This window comes from Stenotrophomonas sp. STEN063 (assembly GCF_056854515.1).
This window is the reverse complement of sequence record NZ_JBXFWF010000021.1, coordinates 14,726-35,038: the sequence shown is the minus strand read 5'-3', so window position 1 is coordinate 35,038 and position 20,313 is coordinate 14,726. Positions and strand designations below refer to the sequence as shown.

At 64.1% G+C, this 20,313-nt stretch carries 17 protein-coding genes; 16 read left to right on the top strand and 1 reads right to left on the bottom strand.

Going from position 1 to position 20,313, the window contains the following annotated elements:
• Window position 1: 1 nt before the first annotated feature.
• Window positions 2-2,347, top strand: a complete 2,346-nt coding sequence (locus AC1VWL_RS07710; protein ID WP_482986304.1) for a fimbria/pilus outer membrane usher protein — start codon at window positions 2-4, stop codon at window positions 2,345-2,347.
• Window positions 2,338-3,372: a Csu type fimbrial protein gene (locus AC1VWL_RS07705; RefSeq protein ID WP_482986303.1), complete on the top strand. Its 1,035-nt coding sequence runs from the start codon at window positions 2,338-2,340 to the stop codon at window positions 3,370-3,372. Before AC1VWL_RS07710 ends, AC1VWL_RS07705 begins: the two co-directional genes overlap by 10 nt.
• Before the next feature lie 129 nt (window positions 3,373-3,501).
• Here the strand turns inward: AC1VWL_RS07705 and AC1VWL_RS07700 are convergent, their stop codons facing one another.
• Window positions 3,502-3,660 (bottom strand): hypothetical protein, encoded by a 159-nt coding sequence (locus AC1VWL_RS07700; protein WP_482986302.1) that lies wholly within the window; start codon window positions 3,658-3,660, stop codon window positions 3,502-3,504.
• Between AC1VWL_RS07700 and AC1VWL_RS07695 the strand changes: the two genes are divergently transcribed.
• The 14 genes from AC1VWL_RS07695 to bamA all read left to right on the top strand — a co-directional run bounded on the left by AC1VWL_RS07695 (window position 3,653) and on the right by bamA (window position 20,291).
• The gene (locus tag AC1VWL_RS07695; RefSeq protein WP_482986301.1) at window positions 3,653-4,165 is read left to right on the top strand and encodes a Csu type fimbrial protein; all 513 of its coding nucleotides are present in this window, start codon (window positions 3,653-3,655) and stop codon (window positions 4,163-4,165) included. The two genes, AC1VWL_RS07700 and AC1VWL_RS07695, sit on opposite strands and share 8 nt — an antisense overlap.
• Window positions 4,166-4,251: 86 nt before the next feature.
• A complete protein-coding gene (locus AC1VWL_RS07690) occupies window positions 4,252-4,962 on the top strand; it encodes a fimbrial biogenesis chaperone (RefSeq protein WP_482986300.1) in 711 nt (236 codons plus the stop codon).
• A gap of 13 nt (window positions 4,963-4,975) precedes the next feature.
• Window positions 4,976-7,306, top strand: a complete 2,331-nt coding sequence (locus tag AC1VWL_RS07685) for a fimbria/pilus outer membrane usher protein (protein ID WP_482986299.1) — start codon at window positions 4,976-4,978, stop codon at window positions 7,304-7,306.
• Window positions 7,303-8,310 carry a Csu type fimbrial protein gene (locus AC1VWL_RS07680; protein ID WP_482986298.1) on the top strand — a complete coding sequence of 336 codons (1,008 nt, stop codon included), beginning with the start codon at window positions 7,303-7,305 and terminating at the stop codon, window positions 8,308-8,310. Before AC1VWL_RS07685 ends, AC1VWL_RS07680 begins: the two co-directional genes overlap by 4 nt.
• 313 nt (window positions 8,311-8,623) lie before the next feature.
• Window positions 8,624-9,433 carry a 30S ribosomal protein S2 gene (rpsB, locus tag AC1VWL_RS07675; protein WP_481533949.1) on the top strand — a complete coding sequence of 270 codons (810 nt, stop codon included), beginning with the start codon at window positions 8,624-8,626 and terminating at the stop codon, window positions 9,431-9,433.
• Between the two features lie 132 nt (window positions 9,434-9,565).
• Window positions 9,566-10,444 (top strand): translation elongation factor Ts, encoded by an 879-nt coding sequence (gene tsf / locus AC1VWL_RS07670; RefSeq protein WP_481507896.1) that lies wholly within the window; start codon window positions 9,566-9,568, stop codon window positions 10,442-10,444.
• A 159-nt stretch (window positions 10,445-10,603) separates the two neighbouring features.
• On the top strand, window positions 10,604-12,109 hold the full coding sequence (locus AC1VWL_RS07665) for an HDOD domain-containing protein (RefSeq protein WP_481533950.1): 1,506 nt from the start codon (window positions 10,604-10,606) through the stop codon (window positions 12,107-12,109).
• Window positions 12,110-12,219: 110 nt separating this feature from the next.
• Complete coding sequence (pyrH, locus tag AC1VWL_RS07660) at window positions 12,220-12,948, top strand: UMP kinase (protein ID WP_313169345.1); 729 nt, start codon at window positions 12,220-12,222, stop codon at window positions 12,946-12,948.
• 75 nt (window positions 12,949-13,023) lie between these two features.
• Entirely contained in the window at window positions 13,024-13,581 is a 558-nt protein-coding gene (gene frr / locus AC1VWL_RS07655; protein ID WP_282267388.1) for a ribosome recycling factor, read from the top strand.
• Window positions 13,582-13,584: 3 nt separating this feature from the next.
• Window positions 13,585-14,358, top strand: a complete 774-nt coding sequence (gene uppS / locus AC1VWL_RS07650; protein ID WP_482986297.1) for a polyprenyl diphosphate synthase — start codon at window positions 13,585-13,587, stop codon at window positions 14,356-14,358.
• Window positions 14,355-15,173, top strand: a complete 819-nt coding sequence (locus tag AC1VWL_RS07645) for a phosphatidate cytidylyltransferase (RefSeq protein WP_481533952.1) — start codon at window positions 14,355-14,357, stop codon at window positions 15,171-15,173. The genes uppS and AC1VWL_RS07645 overlap by 4 nt, the downstream gene beginning before the upstream one ends.
• 2 nt (window positions 15,174-15,175) lie before the next feature.
• Window positions 15,176-16,369: a 1-deoxy-D-xylulose-5-phosphate reductoisomerase gene (locus tag AC1VWL_RS07640; RefSeq protein ID WP_482986296.1), complete on the top strand. Its 1,194-nt coding sequence runs from the start codon at window positions 15,176-15,178 to the stop codon at window positions 16,367-16,369.
• Between the two features lie 26 nt (window positions 16,370-16,395).
• Entirely contained in the window at window positions 16,396-17,754 is a 1,359-nt protein-coding gene (rseP, locus tag AC1VWL_RS07635; protein WP_482986295.1) for an RIP metalloprotease RseP, read from the top strand.
• Window positions 17,755-17,825: 71 nt separating this feature from the next.
• Window positions 17,826-20,291, top strand: a complete 2,466-nt coding sequence (gene bamA / locus AC1VWL_RS07630) for an outer membrane protein assembly factor BamA (protein WP_481533955.1) — start codon at window positions 17,826-17,828, stop codon at window positions 20,289-20,291.
• Window positions 20,292-20,313 lie beyond the last annotated feature (22 nt).

Here is a 20,313-nt window from a genome sequence, read left to right as displayed (position 1 = left end):
CATGGGGCTTGCGATTGCGGCCGCGATTCCGGCAGCGACGCTCGCCGAAGGAACCGGCAGAGAGTCACCTGCGCGCGTAGGCGATACCGGCGAATACGAACTGCACCTGCAAGCCAGCATCAATCAGGTAGACACCAGTGGACTGACCCGTTTCGTGGTTCGCCAAGACGCCTTGCTTGCCAGCCCCGCCAGCCTCCGTCTACTGGGGCTCAAACTCTCTGCCGAAGCCAACAGGCAAGCACTGCTGCCACTTGCATCGTTACCCGGCGTCGACGTGCACTATGACGTGCAACTGCAGCGCATCAACCTGCAGGTACAGGTGGACATGCTCGACCGCCCCCCGACCCATGTCGATCTGCGCCGCACCGATCACCTTCGCCCTGATCCCGAACAACGCGCGACCGGCGCCACGCTCAACTACGATCTATATGGACAGCGAAGCAGCAGTGCCAGCACCCTAAGCAGCTTCAGCGAACTGCGCCTGTTTGGCATTGGCGCCGGCATCTGGAACAACACCCTGGCCCATGCCTTCCATAGCCGCGGCGTGGACCACCACAACCGCACCAGCAGCACACGTCTGGACAGCAGCTGGCAACTGGACTTTCCCGAGTCAATGTTCAGCCTGAGTATTGGCGACAGCGTTTCCGCTGCACATGACTGGTCCCGTGCCTTGCGTTTTGGCGGGGTTCGGCTGTCGCGCAACTTCTCTTTGCAGCCGTATCGCATCACCACACCGCCAGCCTCGTTCGCTGGCGAAGCCGCCCTGCCCTCAACGGTGGATCTGTATATCGACGGCATCCGACAATCCAGCCAGCAACTGCCACCGGGACGTTTCCAGTTCGACAGTACACCTTCACTCAATGGTACCGGTCAGGCCAGTCTGGTCATCACCGACATCAATGGACAAAGCCGGACGCTGGATTTTTCACTGTACGGCACACCCGAACTATTGCAGGCCGGACTGAGCGATTGGTCGCTTGAACTGGGTGCGCTCCGCCGCGATTACGGCCTGCGCTCTTTCGCGTATAGCCCCTATCCCTTCGTCAGCGCCAGCCTCCGCCACGGGTTGAGCGACAGTTTGACCCTGCAATGGCATGCCGAAAGCAGCCAGGGCATACATCAAGCAGGACTAGGCGCGGTGATGTTGCTTGGCCGCCGCGGCGGCGTGTTCTCCGGATCACTGGCCGGCAGCCATGCTGGCGCGACCAGCGGACAGCAGCACGGCATCGGTTACCACTGGAGCTCGCGCCAACTCACCCTGTCCGCCAGCAGAACGCGACGCAGTCCAGGCTACCGCGATGTCGCTGCAGTGCATGAGCTGACCAGCTTGCCACGGCGCAGCGAGCAGGCGTACGTCGGCGTCAGCACGCCGCTGGGACAGCTCGGTATCAGCTACATCGCACAGCAGCACGCAGAGTTGCCACGCAGTCGCTACGCCAGCCTCAACTGGTCACACATGCTGCCCGACAATGGCCAGATCAACGTCAGTTTCAACCGTGACCTGGGCGAATACCGTGGCAACAACGTGTTCGTTCATTGGTCGCGACCGCTGGATCGCCACACCACCCGCACCGCGTCATTGCGGCATGCTCGCAACGGTACCCAGCTATCCCTGGAAGCCAACCATTCCGCCGTGCGCGACGACGCACTCAACTGGCGCACACAGCTCAGCGGCGGTGACGGCCAGCGCGGTGCGCGTGGAGAAATCGGCCGCCGCGGACACGCCAGCCAATGGACCGCAGGGCTGGAGCATGACAACGCACAACACAGCACTATCCGGGCATATGCCAGCGCCAACGGCGCCCTGGCCTGGCTCGGCGGTCATGCCCACGCACTACCGCGTATTGATGATGCCTTCGCATTGGTTTCGACCGCTGGTGTAGCCGATGTACCGGTACAACTGGACAACCGCAGCGTCGGCCGCACCGACAAACGCGGACAGCTACTGGTTTCCCAGCTCAGCGCCTGGCAACGCAATCAACTGTCGATCGATCCGCAGCACCTGCCTGCAGACATGCACTTGAACAACACCAGTAAACTCGTGGTGCCGGCAACACGCAGCGGCGTACTGGTGTCCTTCGACATGCGCCGCACGCTGGCAGTACATGTAGGCATACGCGATCGCGACGGTCAGTGGTTGCCGGCAGGCAGCCGACTCACCGTCAATGCGCCGGGCGCGCCAGAGGCAACCAGTCTTGTCGGCCACGAAGGCAAGGTCTATCTGCTTGATCCGCCTGCACGAGCACGATTGCTGTACCGCACCGGGACCAATGAATGCGCCGCCACCCTGCCAGCCCTTCCTGCGCGGGAAGGGCGCATCGACCTTGAGGACGTGACATGCGAATGATGCTGCCAGCACGCCCGGCAGCGCCGAACCACCACTGCTGGCGCCTGGTCTACTGGTTGTTGCCGCTGGTGCTCCTTCTGTGCCTCCTGCCGTCACTGCCGGTTCGTGCAGCCCCTTCCTGTTCGGTATCAGGCTCACCAGCCCTCAGCTTCGGCGCGGTCACAGCCAGCAGCTACCAGGACAGCCAGACGTCATTGACACTGAATTGCAACGGCGGCTCTGCCACCTTGTTGACTGCAGCGCAGGTCAGGGTCTGCCTGTTTGTCGGCACCGGCACGGCCGGAGCGGTTGGCCCCCGTTTGATGACCAACGGTAGCGGAGGCCTGATGCGCTACGACATCTATGCCGATGCCGCTCGCAGTCAATTGATTGGTCCACATTCCAGCGGCTACCCGCTTTACAGCATCAGCTTCCGAATCGCCCCCCGCGAAAGCCGGAGCATCAGGATCCCGATCTATGGACGCGTGCCTGCCGGCCAGAACCTGCCAGGCAACCTTCCCTATCGGGACCTGCCCTACAACTCCTACGTACGTTACAGCTATGGCTATATACATGCCCCTTTGGAAAGTGACTGCCGCGACCGCCTGCCCGGTCATCTCGGAGGCGCTGGTGACATCAGCTTCAACTGGAGTGGTGTATCTGCAAGTGTTCTGCGCACCTGCCGTATCAGCAATCTTTCCAATATCGATTTCGGATCTACGTCCGGACTGAAGGCCGCACGCGAACAGACCACTTCCGTACAGCTGAAATGCACCCCCGATGTGGCATGGCAGGTCAGCCTGAACGATGGCCTGCATGCACAATCGGGTGCGCGCTACATGGCTGCGGCCAACGAGCGTGTGGTCTACGAGCTTTACAGTGACTCAACCCACCTGAGCCGATGGGGAAACAGCCAGACCAGCACCGTCACCGGAACTGGGACTGGCGTACTGCAGAATCTGACGGTGTACGGCCATGTGCCTGCACAGCCAAGCGCAGCGCCAGGCACCTATCAGGACACCGTCACCATGACGCTGACCTATTGAGATCAACTCGGCAGAACAGCAGTACTGGCTCAGCAGTACCCTTTTCAGAGAGGTCACCTGCGATGCCTCATCTGGCGCGCACCAGCAGTATCGCGACGGCGACCATTGTCAGCCGACCCACGCATGCTGTCAGTTGACCGAACTTAGCAAGATCCCCCGTTCAGGCAAAACTGCCTGCGTGAACACGTGCCAGCGCTGCGCTGCCGTGCTTTGCTCTGCGCGCACCCCGAGGCCATGCAGCATGGCCTCGCCGCTGCCGCCAACCGCCGGGAGAATCGACATGCTCACGCGCACGCTCTTGATCACCGCAGCCAGCATCGCATTGACGGGAACTGCAGGCCTCACCCAGGCAGCGACACAGACCGCGCAGTTCCAGGTCCGCATCGTCATTACCGAGTCCTGTGATATTCAGGCCGTCGCCGCCAGCGACATCGACTTTGGCAGCGTGGCACGCGCCACCAGCACCCCGCTCGACGCCCAGGGCACGCTGGAGGTGAACTGTACCAACGGCACCCCCTACACCATCGGCATGAACCCCGGCGCCAATGCCACCAGCACCACTGCCGCCGCCGACAACCGGCGCATGAGCGACGGCGCCAGCAACTTCGTTGCCTATGGGTTGTACCGCGATGCCGGCCGGCAGAATTTCTGGGGCGAGGTGATCGGCACCGACACCCTGGCCGGGACCGGCACTGCCAGCGCGCAGACGATTCCGGTATATGGCCGCGTGCCTTCCACCGATGCCCCAGCCGGCAGCTACGGCGACACGGTGATTGCCACGATCACGTATTGAGTCCTTACCAGATGCAGCCCGCCTGCCCACGCGTCCGCAGCACCGCTCCGCGCCCTTTGCACCGGGCGCACTGGGGCCTGTTGCTGTTGGCCCCACTAGCAAGCGCCGGCAATCTGCAGGTTGCACCGATCCTGCTGGAGTTCGGTGAAGGTGTGCAGGCGCAGGCACTGTGGCTGGAGAACAGCGGCGATCAGCCATTGCATGCACAGGTGCGCATACAGCGCTGGACCCAAAGCAATTCGGCTGACGTGCTCGAGCCATCGCAGATGCTGCTGGCGCGCCCTGCCATCGTCCAGATTGGCCCCGGCCAACGGCAGCTGGTACGCGTGCTGCGGCCCGCCCCTTTGTCCGCGGGCGATACGCAGGAGCAAGCCTATCGCCTGCTGGTGGATGAGCTGCCCGCCACCCACGTCAAGCCCAACCAGGGCTTGAATTTCCTGCTGCGCTACTCGATTCCGGCGTTCGTGCTACCCGCCGGTGCCAACCCGCGCGAACCAGGAAGCAAAGCCGCTGCCGACACAAGCGGACTGCACGCCCGCTGGCAGCTAGACCCGGGCCTGCTGACCCTGACCGTACACAACACGGGCGCACAGCGCGTACGCCTGAGCCAGTTGCGCTGGCTGCCCGAGAACGGCCCACCGATTGAACTGACACCCGGCCTGCTCGGCTATGTACTGGCAGGCCAACACATGCAGTGGACGCTGCCGCTGCCACGCCCCTTCCCCCTCATCGGCACTTTGCAGGCCAGGCTGAACGATGCCGCCATCCCGCAGCCGCTGCGCCCTGCTGACCTTTGATCTGGCAATGCTCATGGCGAGTAGCTCCTCCCTGTCTGCCGCGCCTCCTGCCCGCCCGGATACGGCGCTCGTCGGCATTGGCGAACAGCTGCCACAGGAGCTGTATCTGGAAGTCCGGATCAACCAGGGCAGCAGCACCCAGCTGGCACGCTTCATCGTTGCCGGACAACAGCTGTCCGCCAGCACGGCGACATTGCGGGAACTGGGCCTGCGCCTGCCGGCGGGCGTGGAGCCCGACCAGCAATCGGTTGATCTTGCCCAACTGCCGGATATACGGATCAGTTACGACGCCCGCAACCAGCGCCTCGCACTGCAGCTACCGTTGGCCGGACTGAATCGGCCAGTCACTCGACTGCGTCCGGCGACGCCTCCCAGCGTGCTCGCTGCAAGCGACAGCAGCCCCGGCCTCCTGCTCAACTACGACCTGCATGCGCAACAGCAACGCGGATACCGCAGTGCCAGCAGCTTCAGCGAGCTACGCCTGTTCGGCGTCGGGGCAGGCATCTGGTCAACCACACAGAACACCAGCCTGGACGCTGACCGAGGCCACTGGCAGCACCGCAACATCCGCCTGGACAGCCACTGGCAACTCGACCTGCCCGGTCCGATGCTCACCCTGGGCATTGGCGACACCCTGACCGGCGCGCTGGAATGGTCGCGCGCCGTCCGCATCGCCGGCGTACACCTGTCACGCGATTTCGCCCTGCAACCCTACCGGGTGACCACACCATTGGCGTCATTCACCGGCGATGCCCTGCTGCCATCCACAGTCGACCTGTACATCAATGGCATCCGCCAGGCCAGCCGCAACGTGCAACCAGGGCGATTCCAACTGGATGCCGCCCCCACCCTCAATGGCAGTGGCCAGGCGCAGCTGCTGGTGACCGATATCAATGGGCAGCAGCGCATGCTGGAGTTTGCGCTGTACGGCACGCCCAGCCTGCTGCAGGCCGGCCTGAGCGACTGGTCACTGGATCTGGGCGTGTTGCGTGAGGATTACGGGCTGCGTTCCTTCGCTTACGGTGACAGGCCGATGGCCAGTGCCAGCCTGCGCCACGGCGTGCACCAGCACCTGACCATCGAAGCGCATACCGAGCTCAGCACGGACCTGCAGCTGGCCGGCATGGGTGCGGTGGCCCTGCTGGGCGAGCGCGGCGGGGTGGTGAACGCCTCCTTCAGCAGCAGTCGCGCCGGCATCATGCGCGGACATCAACACGCGCTGGGTTATCAATGGAGCGCGCACGGCTTCAGCGTCTCGGCCCGCACCCAGCGCAGCAGCAGCGACTTCCGCGATGCCCCTGCGTTTCTTGCCAATGCACTCCCGCCCCGCCGTACCGATCAGCTTTTCGTGGGCCTGGGCAATGTCCACAGCGGCCAGTTCAGCCTCAGCTACATCTCCCAGCATTACCCCGGCAGCCTCCCCACCCGCCTGACCGGGCTGGGCTGGTCACGCAACCTGCACGGAAATGCCTGGCTCAGCGTGCAGCTCCAGCACGACCTCGACAACCGGCGCACGGACAGCGCCAACCTGTATCTCTCCCTGCCACTGGGGCGGCTTACCCAGCTCAGCAGCGCAGTACGCCACGGCAGCGACGGCAACGCGCTGGCCCTGCAGGCAGGTCGCAGTGTGCCGGCGGATGCGGGCGGCTGGGGCTGGCGCGCGCAGGCAAGCCTGGGCACACGCCGCAGCGCCAACGCCGAACTGAGCCATCTGGGCGATGCCGGCCAGTGGCGTATCGGCATGGATTACGATCCCGACGCCGGTACCAACGGGTACGCCGATGCCAATGGCAGCATCGTGTGGTTCGGCCGCAGCATACGTGCACTGCGCCAGGTTGACGACGCGTTTGCCCTGGTGTCGACCAATGGCGTGGCGCAGGTCCCGGTACGACTGGAAAACCGCTTGATCGGCAGCACCGATGCGCAAGGGCATCTGCTGGTCGCCCCATTGCGCGCCTGGCAACGCAACCTGATCAGCATCGACACCCTTGGCTTGCCAATGGATTTGTCGCTGGATGCCCCGCAGCAGCTTGTGGTGCCTGCATCGGGCAGCGGTGCAAGCGTGGTTTTCAAGCTGCAGCCAAGCCGCCCGCTGCGCCTGCAGGTCCGCGGCACGGATGGGAGATGGCTGGGCGTCGGCAGCACGATCGCAATCGAACTGGCAGATCAGGTCGTCGCAACCACAATCACCGGCCATGACGGCGAGGTGTATCTGCAGGACCCGCCTGCCGGCGCGGTGCTTCGGATCCCGGTGGACGACAGCCACGACTGCGTGATTCCCCTGCCCATCGCCTTGCAAGGCAGCGACCCGCCCGGCATCACGACACTGCAGTGCCCACCATGAGCGACACGGCCACGCCATCGCCGCGAAAACTGCGCATCGCGACCCTGCATATCCTGCTGCTGGTGTTGGCAGGGCTCCCGCTCTTCACGTGGGCGCAAAGCTGCCAGGTGATCCGAAGCCCGAACATCGACTTCGGCGAAATCCGAGGCACGGCCACCACCGACACAGCGGCCACTGTCGTCGTCAGCTGCCAGGGCCTGGCACCGTTCGGCAACCAGATCACCGCCTGCATCTTCCCTGGCGAAGGCGTTCCCGGCGGCGTGGCACCACGCCGCATGACAAATGACGCAGGCGCCCTGATGAACTACGACCTCTATGCGAACCCGGCGCAGACACAACTGCTAGGCGCATTTGGCGGCAGCCAGCCCGTTTATGCGATCTCGATCCAGGCAGGCGCCCTGGGTCCACAACAGATCCCGTTCAACATCTATGCCCGCGTCCCGGGTGGGCAGACATTGCCAGCAGCCTACCGATACGAGGGCAACCCAGGCACCTCCATCCTCCGTTACAGCTATGGCCCACCACTACTCGCGCCACCAACCGCGGAGAACTGCCGCGATGGCACCTTTCCCTTGTTGGGTGGTGCTGGTCAATCGCAGTTCCTTTTTGGCACGGTCAGCGCGCAAGTGCCCAGCGCCTGCCTGATCACCATCGCCACCGACCTGGACTTCGGCAGCGCCAGCCGCCTCGACGCCTCCCGCGACCAGAGCTCGCTGATCCGCCTGCGCTGCGCTACCGGCACGGCATGGACCATGACCCTGAGCAACGGCAACAACCCTGCCAATGGGCAGCGCAGGATGGCTTCAAATGGCAACTTCCTGCCCTACGAGCTCTACCTCGACCCGGCACTGCTCATTCCCTGGGGCGACTCGGAGGCGACCGGCGCCAGTGATGTGGGTGAAAACGAAGAGGTAGCCTTCCCCGTCTATGGCAGGGTGTTCCCACAGCCGGCCCCCATTCCAGGCAGCTACAGCGACACGATCACGGTCACGCTTACCTATTAGGCCGCCCCCTTTTAGGCCGCTGCCCCTCGCTGATCCGGCAAATTGCGCGCAGCCCAGCCAGGGGCTATACTTCGCCGGCTTTTTCGGGCGCATGCCCGTTGGAGCGCGCTGACACCGGGCGTCAACCGGTGAATCCTCACCTGTCGCCCCCATCCGTGCCGGGGTGCCCTGTTCGTCAGGGTTCGGCCACGGAGGCGCCAGGGAAGCCCAACCCCGGAACTGTTTGCGCGCTCGACATGAAAGCCGCGCATCGCAGCACGACCCCAACAAACCGGGCGCGCGCGGTGTCAGTTCCACCATCAGGAGTTTTGCAATGCCCCAGATCACCATGCGTCAGATGTTGGAAGCCGGCGTCCACTTCGGCCACCAGACCCGTTACTGGAACCCGAAGATGGGCCAGTACATCTTTGGCGCCCGCGGCAAGATCCACATCATCAACCTGGAAAAGACCGTCCCGCTGTTCAACGATGCGATGAACTTCATCTCCTCGGTTGCGCAGAAGCGCGGCACCATCCTGTTCCTGGGCACCAAGCGCAGCGCACGCGAATCCATCAAGGAAGAAGCAGAGCGTTGCGGCATGCCGTTCATGAACCAGCGTTGGCTGGGCGGCACCCTGACCAACTTCGCCACCGTGAAGAAGTCGGTTGCCCGCCTGAAGGAACTGGAAGCCGGTGAAACCGACGGCAGCTTCGACAAGCTGGTCAAGCACGAAGTGCTGGGCCTGCGCCGTGAGCGCGACAAGCTGGAAGCCTCGCTGGGCGGCATCAAGGAAATGAACCGCCTGCCCGACGCCATCTTCGTCATCGACATCGGTCACGAAGACATCGCCATCAAGGAAGCCAAGAAGCTCGGCATCCCGGTGATCGCCGTGGTTGACACCAACTACAACCCGGAACTGGTTGATTACGCCATCCCGGGCAACGACGACGCCATCCGTGCCGTGCAGCTGTACGCTCGCGCCGCTGCCGACGCCGTGCTGGAAGGCAAGGCTGCTGCTCCGAACGCCGCCACCGTGCGCGAAGAAGAGTTCAGCGAAGCCGCTGCTGGCGAAGAAGCCAAGCCGGCCCGCCGCGCTCCGGCCAAGAAGGCTGGTGCCAAGAAGGGCGACGAGGCTTCGGCCTGATCCCCCTGGCGGGTGCAGCTGCTGCACCCGCTCCCCTGTGCTGGCGCCCGAGGCGCCGATCGCTGACAGGGCTGCGTAACAACGGCCGGCCATCATGGCCGGCCTACCCCTTTCTATTGATGAGGTAATTCCATGGAAATCACTGCTTCCCTGGTCAAGGAACTGCGCGAGCGCACCGGCGCCGGCATGATGGAGTGCAAGAAGGCTCTGTCCGAGACCAACGGCGACATCGACGCAGCGGCGGAAGCCCTGCGCAAGTCCGGCGCTGCCAAGGCCGACAAGAAGGCCGACCGCGTCACCGCTGAAGGCCGCGTGGGCGTCGCCAGCAACGGCGGCAACGCCGTCCTGGTCGAAGTGAACTCGGAAACCGACTTCGTTGCCAACGACGTCAACTTCAAGGCATTCGTCGATGCCGTTGCCGCTGCCGCCCTGGCATCCGGCGTCGCCGACGTTGAAGCCCTGAAGTCGGTCAAGCTGGCCAGCGGCGAAACCGTCGAAGAGACCCGCGCCATCGCGATCCAGAAGCTGGGTGAAAACATCCAGATCCGTCGCCTGGTCAAGATCAGCGGCGACAACACCGTTGGCACCTACGTGCACAGCAACGGCAAGATCGGCGTGCTGGTCGAGCTGGCCGGCGGCAACGCCGAGCTGGCTTCGGGCCTGGCAATGCACGTGGCCGCGATGAACCCGCCGCACAACAAGGCAGCCGACGTTCCGGCCGACTTCGTTGCAAAGGAAAAGGAAATCGAGCTGGCCAAGATGACCGACAAGGACAAGGCCAAGCCGGCTGACATCCTGGAGAAGATCATCAGCGGCAAGATCAACAAGATCATCAGCGAAGTAACCCTGTACGGCCAGAGCTATGTGCTGGACAGCGACAAGACCGTCGAGCAGGCCGTCAAGGCCGCTGGCGGCGACGTCGTCGGCTTCCAGCGCCTGGCTGTCGGCGAAGGCATCGAGAAGGTGGTGGAAGACTACGCCGCCGAAGTTGCCAAGGCGATGCAGGTCTAAGCACCCGCCGTCTGCAGCCCCTGAAAAAGCCGCGGTTTTCCGCGGCTTTTTCTTTGCCGCAAGCCGCCCGCAACGGCACACTCCCGGCACTGGGTTGCAATCCCCGTCTTTGCTTAAGGCATCCTGTATGCTTGCAGTACTGCCGACTGCTTCTTTGACATGTCCCCCGAGCTCACCGCAGCCCTGTCCCTCTGCCGCAACCTGCCCTCGCCACCGGCCATCGCTGTCCGTTTGATCGAGCTTGCGCAGGATCCGGAGACCGACATCGCCAGCGCCGCCGACGTGATAGCACTGGATATGGGCTTGAGCGCACGCATGATGCGCATCGCCAATTCGCCGCTGTACGCCAGTCGCCGCCGCATTGAAAACCTGGGCCAGGCATTGACCATGCTGGGCCTCAACGCCACCTTGCAGCTGGCGCTGGGTTTCAGCCTGTCACGCGCACTGCGCGAGGACGAAGATCACGCCCAGCTGCTGCAGGCGGTCTGGCGGCGCAGCATCCTCAGCGCCCTGGCCGCCCGTTACCTCGGACTGGCCCGCAACGTGCGCCGCGTCGAAGAACTGATGCTGGCCGGCCTGCTGCAGGACATCGGCATCCTCGCCCTGTTGCAGCTGCGCGGCGACAACTACCCCAGCCTGCTTGCCGGTGCCAGCAGCAATGAGGAACTGCTCGCCCACGAACGCACCATATTCGAGTGCAGCCACGCCGACGTCGGTGCCGAGCTGTGCGAGCAATGGGGCCTTCCGCCCTACCTGGTCGACGCCATCAGGCACAGCGAAGCGCCTGCCGAACCAACCGACCTGTTCGGCCGCTGCGTTGCCCTATCAGGCAGCATTGCGGAGATCTGGCTGAGCAAGGACACCGACCAGGCCCGCGACACCGCCCTGCGCCTGGTGCATGCACAGCTGGAAATGGACAGCAGCCAGTTCGAACTGGTGCTGCAACAGGTCAGCCAGATGCTGCCGGAGATCAGCGCATTGTTCGACGTGCCGGTACCGTCACCCGCGCGCATCACCTACCTGCTCGATCACGCCGCCGAACTGATGGCCCTGCGCAACCTGCGCGAGCTGCAGGACGCTGGCGCCGCCAAGCGACGCGCCGATGATTTCGAGCAGCAGGCACGCCGCCTGACCGAACAGGCGCATCTTGACGCACTCACCGGCCTGTTGAACCGGCGCCAGCTGGAAGTGGTGCTGGCACAGGAATTCGACCGCGCCGGTCGCGCCGATCGACCACTGTCGGTAGCCTTCATCGACCTGGACGACTTCAAGAAGATCAACGACCAGCACGGCCACCTGGTCGGCGACCAGGTCTTGCAGGCGTTCGCCAGCCAGCTGCAGGGCCAGCTGCGCGGTAGCGATACCGTTGCCCGCTTCGGCGGCGAGGAGTTCGTCGTGCTGTTCCCCGGCACCAACGAGCAGACCGCGCTGGAAGTGATACGCCGCGTGCTTGGCGCCATCACCCAGACCCCGATCGTCACTGTGGCCGACATGCCACTGCATGTGACCTTCTCGGCCGGTGTGGCCACCCATGGGGCTTACGAGCGTTTCACCGACATGCGCGACCTGCTCAAGGCCGCCGATGACGTGCTGTACCGCTCCAAGAATCTTGGCCGCAACCGGGTCATCGCCCGCGCACCGGATCCCCACCCCACCGCCTGCTGAACCAGATTCCGATTGACCCGGGCTTTGTCGCTGCATTGCAACAATAGATGTCACCTGAAACTGCGGCATCCGTTAGAATCCCCCGCGTTTTCCAGCCATCTGAGGTCACCATGTCCAAGCTCGCCTACCGCCGCATCCTGTTGAAACTTTCCGGGGAGGCGCTGATGGGGGACGAGGACTACGGCATCGACCCCAAGGTCATCAACCGCCTCGCCCACGAAGTCATCGAGGCCCAGAACGCCGGCGTGGAAATCGCACTGGTGGTTGGCGGCGGCAACATCTTCCGCGGTGCCGGCCTGGCTGCAGGCGGCATGGACCGCGTCACCGGCGACCACATGGGCATGCTGGCGACCGTCATCAACGCCCTCGCCATGCAGGACGCGCTCGAAAAGGCCGGTGGCAAGGCCCGCGTGATGAGCGCGATCAAGATCAACGACGTGTGCGAGGACTACATCCGCCGCCGCGCCATCCGCCACCTGGAAAAGGGCCGCCTGGTGATCTTCGCCGCCGGCACCGGCAACCCCTTCTTCACCACCGATTCGGGCGCCGCACTGCGTGCCATCGAGATCGGCGCCGACCTGCTGCTCAAGGCCACCAAGGTCGACGGCGTCTATGACAAGGACCCGAACAAGCATGCCGATGCGGTCCGCTATGACAGCCTGAGCTACGACCAGGTCATCAACCAGGGCCTGGAAGTCATGGACACGGCTGCCTTTGCGCTGGCCCGTGACAGCGACCTGCCGCTGCGCGTTTTCGACATGAGCCAGCCCGGCGAACTGCTGAAAATCCTGCACGGCGAGCCCATCGGCACCCTGGTGCATGGCCGCGACGCACACTAACCCACGCCGCCGGCGCGGTGGGCAGGGGTAATCGCCTATAATCGGCCGGTTCTAGAAACATCCAGGATTCGGCCGATGATCAACGATATCAAGCAAGATGCGCAGGCGCGCATGACCAAGAGCATCGAAGCTCTGCGCCATACCCTCACCACCATCCGCACCGGTCGCGCTTCGCCGACCCTGCTGGACGGCATCAAGGTCAAGGCTTACGGCACCGACACCCCCTTGAATCAGGTGGCCAGCATCAGCGTGTCCGAAGGACGTTCGCTGGTGATCACCCTGTTCGACAAGAACATGATCAAGGACGTGGAAAAGGCCATCTATGCCTCCGACATCGGCATCACTCCCACCACCATGGGCACGGTGATCCGCCTGAACCTGCCGCCGCTCACCGAAGAGCGCCGCAAGGAACTGGCCAAGTCGGTGAGCAAGGAAGGCGAAGAAACCAAGATCGCCATCCGCAACATCCGCCGTGACGCCAACCAGGAAGTGGCCAAGCTGCTCAAGGACAAGGCGATCACCGAGGATGACGACCGTCGCAGCCAGGACGACATCCAGAAGCTGACCGACAAGGCGATCAAGGACGTCGACGAAGTGGTCAAGCTCAAAGAACAGGAACTGATGGCGGTCTGAGGCGTGTCCTCCGTCCCGCACGACGACACCGCGGCCCCGGCATTGCCGGGGCACATTGCCATCATCATGGATGGCAATGGCCGTTGGGCGCAGCAACGCCGGCGGCCGCGCATGATCGGCCACCGCGCCGGCGCGCGCGCGGTCAACCGCAGCATCGACTTCTGCCTCGAGCGCGGCATTGGCGCACTCACCCTGTTTGCGTTTTCCAGTGAAAACTGGGGCCGCCCGCAGGAAGAAGTCGACTCGCTGATGAAGCTGTTCCTCGGCGCACTGGACCGCGAGGTGGATGAACTCCACCGTCGCGGCGTGCGCGTGCGCTTCATCGGCGACCGCAGCCGCTTCGCCGGCAGCATCGTCCAGCGCATGGACAAGGCCGAGCAACGCACGATCGGCAATACCGCGATGACCCTGAGCATCGCCGCCAGCTATGGTGGTCGCCAGGACATCGCGCAGGCTGCGCGCATCCTGGCCGAACAGGTCGCCGCCGGTACCCTGCGCCCCGAGCAGATCGACGAGCAGGCCCTCGGCCAGCACGTGGCATTGGCCGACATGGCGCCGCCGGACCTGTTCATCCGCACCGGTGGCGACACCCGCATCAGCAACTTCCTGTTGTGGCAGCTGGCCTACAGCGAACTATGGTTCACTGACGTGCTGTGGCCGGATGTCGATGCGGCCGTCCTTCAACTGGCACTGGATGACTATGCAAGGCGTGAGCGCCGCTTTGGTCTGACCAGCGCCCAGATTGCCGCCGCTGCGGCAGCGAGCGCACATTCATGACAAAGACCCGCGTGATTGCAGCGCTGATCATGGCCCCGGTGGCGATCTGCGCAATCCTGTTCCTGCCCAGCCAATGGCTGGCCGCCGCAGCCGCCCTGGTGTTCCTGATCGGCCTGTGGGAATGGCTCAAGCTCACCGGCGTGGTTGGCCTGCCACGCACCGTGCTGGTGGCGCTGAACCTGCTGCTGATGGTGCTGCTGGTCTGGGCCTCGGACGGCAGCATGGTGCTGTTCCAACTGGCAGCGCTGGTCGGCGTCGGCTTCTGGCTGCTGGCCTTGCTGTGGCTGCGTTTCTTCGATTTTGGCGCGCATGACGAAAGCAGCGCACGCATGCTCAAGCTCGCCGCCAGCAGCCTGGCGATCATCCCGGCCTGGGCCTCACTGGTCCTGATCCATGCTGGCAGCAATGGTCACCTGTGGCTGTTGACCGCATTGACCCTGGTCTGGGCAGCCGATTCCGGCGCGTATTTCGCCGGCCGCACCTTTGGCAAGCACAAGCTGGCCCCGCGCATCAGCCCCAACAAGACCATTGAAGGACTGCTTGGCGGACTGGTCGCCGGTCTGGTTACCGCTGGCGTATTCGGCTGGCTTGCCGGCGTGCAGGCCCCGCAGTTCGGCTGGCTGATGCTGGTCACCGCGGTGGCAGTGCTGGCTTCGGTGCTGGGCGACCTGTTTGAAAGCCTGCTCAAGCGCCACGCCGGTGCCAAGGACTCGGGCCACATCATTCCCGGCCATGGCGGCGTGCTGGACCGCATCGACGGCGTGCTCGCCGCGCTGCCGGTATTCGCGCTGGGCAAGGAAATCTTCGGTTTCTAAGCATGTCCACCTCTTCAATACGTCAGGTCGCCATCCTTGGCGCCACCGGCTCCATCGGCACCTCGGCGCTGGATGTGATGGCCCGCCACCCGCAGCAGATGCGCGCCAGCGTGCTGGTAGCGGGCAGCAATGTGGATGCGCTGATAACGTTGTGCCGTCAGCACCGTCCGGATCACGCCGCGATTGCCGACCCGGTGCTGTTCGCGCGCCTGCGTGACGGCCTGAAGGACGCCGGACTGACGACCGAAGCACATGCCGGCCATCAAGCCATCGACGCACTGGCCGCCAGCGACTGCTGCGACACCGTTGTGGCCGCCATTGTTGGTGCCGCCGGCCTGTCCTCCACGCTCGCCGCCGCCCGCGCCGGCAAGCGCCTGCTGCTGGCCAACAAGGAATCACTGGTACTGGCCGGCGAGCTGCTGACCCGCGAGGCCGCCAACGCCGGCGCCGAGATCATTCCGATCGACAGCGAGCACAACGCCATCTTCCAATGCCTGCGCTCGCGCGACGCGCGACTGGAAGCCGGCGTCCGCCGCATCATTCTGACCGCGTCCGGCGGCCCGTTCCGGGGGCGCAACCGCGCCGAGCTGGAAAAGGTGACCGTGGCACAGGCCGTTGCCCACCCGAAGTGGTCGATGGGCCCGAAGATCTCGGTCGATTCGGCGACGTTGATGAACAAAGGCCTGGAAGTCATCGAGGCCCACCACCTGTTCAACGTGCCCGGTTCACGCATCGACGTGCTGGTGCACCCGCAGAGCCTGGTGCACTCGCTGGTCGAATTCATCGACGGCTCAACCCTTGCCCAGCTTGGCTTGCCGGACATGCGCACCACCCTGGCCGTCGGCCTGGGCTGGCCGCAGCGGATCGAGTCGGGCGTCGGCGGGCTGGACCTGCTGACCCAGGGCCGGCTGGATTTCGAGGCGCCAGACATGGATGCCTTCCCCTGCCTGCGCCTGGCCTGGCAGGCGATGGAGACCGGTGGCAGCGCCCCGGCAATCCTGAATGCCGCCAACGAAGTCGCCGTTTCAGCGTTTCTTCAGGGGCGCATAGGCTTCCTGTCGATCCCGGCACTGGTGGAACACACGCTATCTACCCTGCCCTACGTGGCGGCCGATACACTGGACGCCCTGTTGGCAGCTGATACTCAGGCCCGCCATATCACCGAATCCGCCATTGCCCGCCTGCCGAATGTCTGATCCCACCCTACAACCGAGCTGTGCCCATGGCTGATTTCCTGGGGTCTGTGTGGTGGATGATCGTCAGCCTCGGCGTGCTGGTGACGTTTCATGAATTCGGCCATTACTGGGTGGCCCGCCGCTGCGGGGTAAAGGTCCTGCGCTTCTCGGTAGGCTTCGGCAAGCCGCTGTGGAGCCGCCGCAACCGCAACGGCACCGAATTCGCCATCGCCGCCATCCCGCTGGGTGGCTATGTGAAGATGCTGGACGAGCGCGAGGTCGAGGTCCCGGCCGGTGAACGCGCCGTCGCCTTCAACAACAAGACCGTCTGGCAGCGCATCGCCATTGTCGCCGCCGGCCCTGCTGCCAACCTGATCCTGTGCATCGCCCTGCTATGGGCGATGTTCGTGATCGGCCGCCAGGACTATTCGGCCACCATCGGCCGCACCACCGGCATGGCCGCACAGGCCGGCTTTGTCGCCGGCGACCGCATCCTTGCTGTCGAGGACCGCAGCGTCGACACCTGGGCCGAGGCCAGCATGGCCTTCACCACCGCTGCCATGGACCGTCAGGATGCGCACGTACGCGTCCGCGACAGCCTCGACAACGAACGCACCCGGGTGCTGCCACTGTCGCAGCTGCCCGCTGGGTTTGATGAACGACAGGTGCCGACGCAGGCCGGCTTCATCTGGCAGTTCTGGCTGCAACCAGCGCGGGTTGACTCGGTTTCCGTCGATTCGGCCGCCGCCGGTTTGCTGCAGACCGGCGACCTGATCCTGGCCGTGGACGGCCAGCGCGTGGACAGCGCCGACCAGGTCACCCCGCTGATCCAGCAACTCGGCCAGCGCGGCGGCCCGGGCATGGTCGAGGTCGAGCGCAATGGCGAGCGACTGGCGCTGGAGCTGACCCCGCAGGCCGGCCAAGGCCCGGACGGCAAGCCACGCTGGCTTATCGGGGTTGGCTTTGCCACCAACCAGGCCCCCGCCTACGACGCCCGCCAGCAGTACGGCGTGTTTGCCGCGCTGCCGGCTGCCGTGCGCGAAACCGGCAAATTGGCGACAGATTCGCTGGGTATGATGCGGCGCATGCTCACTGGCCACGCCTCGGTAAAGAACATTTCCGGCCCGATCACCATCGCCCGCGTCGCCAATGCCTCGGCTGAACGCGGGGTGGATTGGTTCCTGTATTTCCTGGCTTTGCTGTCGCTGAGCCTGTGCATCATCAATCTGCTGCCCATCCCCATCTTGGACGGCGGGCACCTGCTGTATTACCTTATCGAGTTGGTCAAGGGCAGCCCGCTTAGCGAGCGCGCCATGGCTGCCGGCCAATACATCGGTCTGGCGCTGTTGGCGGGGTTGATGGGACTGGCGTTCTACAACGACATCCTCAGCCTGGTCCCGCGATGAACTTTTTCCCGTTGTCGTCGTCTTACGCCGGCACCCACGCATTATCGAAATCGACTCCAACCGGACGTGATATGACGCGACTTCCCAATCGCCGCTTGCTGGCCCTCGCACTTGCCGCTGGTCTGGCCCTGCCTGTGCTCGCACAGGCAGCCGAGCCCTTTACCGCCAGCGACATCCGCGTGGACGGCCTGCAGCGCATTTCCTCCGGCACCGTGTTCACCTACCTGCCGGTGGAACGCGGTGACGTGGTTGACGATGCCAAGACCGGCGACACCATCCGCGCCCTGTACAAGACCGGCTTCTTCGAAGACGTGCAGCTGGACCGTCAGGGCGACATCCTGGTCGTCACCGTCAAGGAGCGCCCGGCGATCAACAAGTTGACCGTCACCGGCAACAAGGACATCAAGAGCGAGCAGCTGCTCAAGGGCCTGTCGGACATCGGCCTGAGCGAAGGCGGCACCTTTGACCGCCTGAGCCTGGACCGCGTGACCCAGGAACTGCGCCGGCAGTACAACGACCGCGGCAAATACAACGTGGAAATCACCCCGACGGTGAGCCCGCTGGACCGCAACCGCGTCGACGTTGCCATTGCCGTCAAGGAAGGCAAGGCGGCCAAGATCCGCCACGTCAACCTGATCGGTACCGAGAAGTTCCCGGCCGAAGACATCATGGACATCTGGGAGTCCAAGGAGCACAACTGGGCCTCGTGGTACCGCCGCGATGACCAGTACTCCAAGGAAAAGCTGTCCGGCGATCTGGAAAAGCTCAATTCCTGGTACCTGGACCGTGGCTATGTCGACTTCAGCATCGACTCCACCCAGGTCTCGATCAGCCCGGACAAGCGCGACATGTTCATCACCGCCGGCGTGACCGAGGGTGAGCAGTACAAGATTTCCGAGATCAAGGTCACCGGCGACACCATCCTGCCGCAGGAAGACGTCGAGAAGATGGTCATCCAGAAGAGCGGCGATACGTTCTCGCGCGCCCTGCTGGAGTTCAGCGCCGACGGCATCACCAACAGCTTGTCCAACGTTGGCTATGCCTTCGCCAAGGTCAACCCGATCCCGACCAGCAACCGCGCCGACCGTACCGTGGCGGTGAACATGCAGGTGGTGCCGGGCCCGCGCGTGGCCGTGCGTCGCATCGTGTTCAAGGGCAACGCGCGTACCAGCGACGAAGTCCTGCGTCGCGAAATGCGCCAGTTCGAGAACAGCTGGTATTCGCAGGCCGCGATCGACCGCTCCAAGATCCGCCTGCAGCGCCTGGGCTACTTCGAGTCGGTCGATGTCGAGACGCAGCCGGTCACCGGCAGCAATGACCAGGTCGACGTGGTCTACAACGTCAAGGAAACCACTTCGGGCAGCTTCGTGTTCGGCCTGGGCTATTCGCAGTCCTACGGCATGACCACCTCGGTACAGCTGTCACAGAACAACTTCCTCGGTGGCGGTAACCGCGTGTCGGTCGAGGCTTCGCGCAGCAGCTACCTGCAGCGTTATGGCTTCAGCTACACCAACCCCTACTTCACCGATGACGGCGTCTCGCTGGGCTACAACCTGTCCTGGCGTGAGCTCGACTACTCCGACTTCAACACCGCGCAGTACAACAGCACCAATGGTTCGGCGCAGGTGGTGTTCGGTATTCCGATCACCGAGAACGATGCGTTCTCGCTGATGTTCGGCATCGACAGCAACCAGATCACCACCTATCAGGGCTACACCCCGAAGGCGATCATCGATTACATCGATGCGGTCGGTACGCGCACCTTCCATTCCTGGCGTTCGGAGCTGGGCTGGGCACGCGACACCCGCAACGACTACTTCATGCCGACCCGCGGCACCTACCAGCGCCTCGGCCTGGAAGCCACGTTGCCGGGTTCGACCGTGGAGTACTACAAGCTCAGCTACCAGTTCTCCAAGTACTGGCCGATCATCCCGTCACTGGTGATCAACACCCGTCTGGAACTGGGCTACGGCGACTCCTACGGCAAGGACAAGGTCCGCGATATCTGCTGGAACGATATCCCGGCCACGCCTGGCACGCCGGCCACCGGCACTACTCCTGCGGTACCAGGCACCGCAGCCACCACCCAGGTCGTTGACTGCGCCACCAATCCCACCGCCAACCACCGCCAGGTCAAGGCGAGCGGCCTGCCGTTCTTCGAGAACTTCTACGCCGGCGGCACCAACTCGGTGCGCGGCTTCGAAGACAACACCCTGGGTCCGCGCTCGGAAATCATCGGCGGCTACTACAACGGCCAGCCGCTGGGTGGCTCGGTGAAGACCGTCGGCTCGATCGAAGCCTATTTCCCGAAGTTGTTCGACAGCCCGTCGGCGCGCGTCTCTGCGTTCATCGACTTCGGCAACGTCTACAACGGCACCAGCAACTTCAAGGCCAATGAGCTTCGTGCATCGGCCGGTCTGGCCCTGCTGTGGCGCGCACCGGTCGGCCCGATCTCGATCAGCTACGCCATCCCGTTGAAGAAGGAAGACGGTGATGAGATCGAGCGCCTGCAGTTCACCTTTGGTGGTCAGTTCTAAATAGAACTGACCCGCTGACCCG

What these genes read in the sequence shown, in the direction of transcription:
- AC1VWL_RS07685 (WP_482986299.1), top strand. Translation starts at nt 4,976, where the DNA reads ATGGCGAGTAGCTCCTCCCTGTCTGCCGCGCCTCCTGCCCGCCCGGAT.
- AC1VWL_RS07645 (WP_481533952.1), top strand. Translation starts at nt 14,355, where the DNA reads ATGACAAAGACCCGCGTGATTGCAGCGCTGATCATGGCCCCGGTGGCG.
- AC1VWL_RS07695 (WP_482986301.1), top strand. Translation starts at nt 3,653, where the DNA reads ATGCTCACGCGCACGCTCTTGATCACCGCAGCCAGCATCGCATTGACG.
- rseP (WP_482986295.1), top strand. Translation starts at nt 16,396, where the DNA reads ATGGCTGATTTCCTGGGGTCTGTGTGGTGGATGATCGTCAGCCTCGGC.
- AC1VWL_RS07665 (WP_481533950.1), top strand. Translation starts at nt 10,604, where the DNA reads ATGTCCCCCGAGCTCACCGCAGCCCTGTCCCTCTGCCGCAACCTGCCC.
- bamA (WP_481533955.1), top strand. Translation starts at nt 17,826, where the DNA reads ATGACGCGACTTCCCAATCGCCGCTTGCTGGCCCTCGCACTTGCCGCT.
- AC1VWL_RS07710 (WP_482986304.1), top strand. Translation starts at nt 2, where the DNA reads ATGGGGCTTGCGATTGCGGCCGCGATTCCGGCAGCGACGCTCGCCGAA.
- tsf (WP_481507896.1), top strand. Translation starts at nt 9,566, where the DNA reads ATGGAAATCACTGCTTCCCTGGTCAAGGAACTGCGCGAGCGCACCGGC.
- AC1VWL_RS07705 (WP_482986303.1), top strand. Translation starts at nt 2,338, where the DNA reads ATGCGAATGATGCTGCCAGCACGCCCGGCAGCGCCGAACCACCACTGC.
- rpsB (WP_481533949.1), top strand. Translation starts at nt 8,624, where the DNA reads ATGCCCCAGATCACCATGCGTCAGATGTTGGAAGCCGGCGTCCACTTC.
- frr (WP_282267388.1), top strand. Translation starts at nt 13,024, where the DNA reads ATGATCAACGATATCAAGCAAGATGCGCAGGCGCGCATGACCAAGAGC.
- AC1VWL_RS07640 (WP_482986296.1), top strand. Translation starts at nt 15,176, where the DNA reads ATGTCCACCTCTTCAATACGTCAGGTCGCCATCCTTGGCGCCACCGGC.
- pyrH (WP_313169345.1), top strand. Translation starts at nt 12,220, where the DNA reads ATGTCCAAGCTCGCCTACCGCCGCATCCTGTTGAAACTTTCCGGGGAG.
- AC1VWL_RS07680 (WP_482986298.1), top strand. Translation starts at nt 7,303, where the DNA reads ATGAGCGACACGGCCACGCCATCGCCGCGAAAACTGCGCATCGCGACC.